Annotated in this window: 1 pseudogene; it reads left to right on the top strand. The window is 57.1% G+C overall.

What is annotated here, in order from left to right:
* Nucleotides 1–2,557, top strand: a pseudogene (locus C5471_RS22990) (hemagglutinin repeat-containing protein); the annotation flags it as partial.

The raw sequence follows: 2,557 nt of genomic DNA, 5'->3' as shown, positions 1-2,557 counted from the left end.
ACGTGACCACCGGACGCAATCGGGTGGATGCTGCGCACCGGCAAATTGAAAAAAAATCGGCTGATAATAAGCCCCCGGCGTTTGCGTTGGATGTGGCGGCACTGGGCGGCATGTATGCCCATAAAATTAGGTTGATAGGCACCGAAGCGGGTGTGGGGGTGCGTAACGCCGGTAACCTCGGTGTTCCGGCAGGCGAGGTGCATATCACCGCCGAGGGCAGGATTGAAAATCGGGGCACCATCAGCAGCCGGGATGCGCTGCAATTAACCGGGACCGCCGGGATAGACAATCAGGGCAAACTCCTGTCGCAATCGACAGTGACCTTGCAATCCGGCGGACAACTGGACAATAGCGGCCGGATTGAGGCGCGGGGCAATATCACTGCCAGAGCAGGAACAATACACAGTGGTCACCGCAGTGTGTGGGCGGCCGGTCTGGATGATAACGGCCGTACCACTTTACCCGGCTCATTAATCCTGACCGCGCAGCACGTTCAGGCGAAGGGCAAAAATCTGGCGACCGATACGCTGGCTATCCACAGTCAGCAGATTGACCTGAGCCACAGCCAGACCGCAGCCGGACAGATTCAACTCACCGCCGGTCAAGCGGGAATAAGGACGGCTCACGCCACCGTCAACGCCAGCCGTTTTATGGCGAAAACACCGGGCCAGTTTAACAACGACGGCGGCCAGTTAGTGGCGCGGGAAATCCACTTCACGACGCCTGACATCTCTAACGAACGGGGAAAAATTAACCAGACCGGTCCCGGTGAACTGACGCTTAACACGCGCACCCTGAATAACGGGGGCGGTACCCTGTTCAACCAAGGCAAACAGCTCACGATAACCACTGACACGCTTAACAACCAGCAGGGCAACATTGCCAGTCAGGGGGATAACCTGAGCCTGACCGCGCAAACGGTGAATAACACTCAGGGTCAAGTGCAACTGGCGGGCAACGGGACACTGTCGCTCAACACCCAACGGTGGCTGGGCAATCAGGGCAAACTGCTGACCCATGGCGCCCTGACGATACAGGCCGGTGAACTGCAACTCAACCACGCTGAAACTCAGGCCGGGCAGATGACCGTCAATGCGGACACCCTGAGCCATCAGGGCGGCGTCATGCAACAATCGGGCACCGATAACCTGTCCCTCACGGTCAACACGTTGAATAATCAAAGCGGTAAGATTGCCAGCAACGGCAATCTACACCTGAATGCCACGGCGATAAATAATCGTCAGGGTCAACTTGTCGCGACTAAAAATGGTTCGTTGACACTGGCGGTTAACGATGCACTGGACAATCAGTCGGGCCGGCTGGAAGCCGGCAATGCGCTTGAGCTCAGCGCCAGCCAACTGGATAATCGTCAGGGTAGCATCGTTGCCACCGGGGACAGCACCCTCCTCACCGTTGGCAAAGCCATTCAGAATGCCAACGGTCATCTTGAAGCCAAAACCCGACTGACCACAACCAGCCAGACTCTGGATAACACGCAGGGTGTGTTACTGGCGCAAAACATTAACAGCCAGACCACAGGCCATCCCTTCACCAATACCGAGGGGCAGGTGATAGCCGGGGACACCCTAACCTTACACAGTGGTGAGCTGAAGAACACCGCCGGGCTGTTACAGTCTGGTGGCGACATGACCGTAGATACTCACGGTCACTGGCTCACCAATGCCGCCACGACAGACCAAAAAGGCGGTCAGTTATTGAGCGGCAGACACTTAACTTTGCACACCGGTGACATCAATAACACTGGCGGGATAATCACGGCGGACGGCAAAACCACCCTGACCAGCACCGTGCTCACCAATACGCAGGGACAGATAGCGGGCAATGGCGGACTGGACATTCACAGCCGGCAACTGATAAACCGCGAAGGCACCTTACAATCCGCAGACGCCCTGACACTGGATACTGACGGGCAGCTACTGGATAACCAGCAGGGGCGTATTCTGAGTGAGGGCACCACCACGGTCACCAGTGGCCAACTGGATAATACGGCGGGGCTGTTACAGGCAGGTCGTGAGATGTCCATTAATACCCACGGCCATGGGCTGACTAATACCCGCAATACTGACCAAAAAGCGGGCCAGTTGTTGAGTGGCGGGCAGTTAACCTTGCGCACCGGCGACATTGATAACACCGGCGGCAGGGTAGCGGGCAATGGCGGACTGGACATTCACAGCCGGCAACTGATAAACCGCGAAGGCACTTTACAATCCGCAGACGCCCTGACACTGGATACTGACGGGCAGTTACTGGATAACCAGCAGGGGCGTATTCTGAGTGAGCGCACCACCACGGTCACCAGTGGCCAACTGGATAATCGTCAGGGCCACCTTCAAGGCGGACAGTTGGCTATCGACACCCGACAGGCGCAGACCGATAACCGGGACGGCAAATTGTTGTCGGCAGGGAAGTTCAACCTGAAAACCCAACGGCTCGACAATCGTCACGGTCAGGTACAAGCGGTGGGCGATACCACGCTTAACGTGCAGGAAAAAACCGACAACACTGGCGGCCTGATGCGAGGGGGTCAGCAACTCAC

Source organism: Photorhabdus tasmaniensis, from assembly GCF_011189505.1.
Classification (GTDB): Bacteria; Pseudomonadota; Gammaproteobacteria; order Enterobacterales; family Enterobacteriaceae; genus Photorhabdus; species Photorhabdus tasmaniensis.
This window is presented reverse-complemented; position numbering and strand designations above follow the sequence as displayed.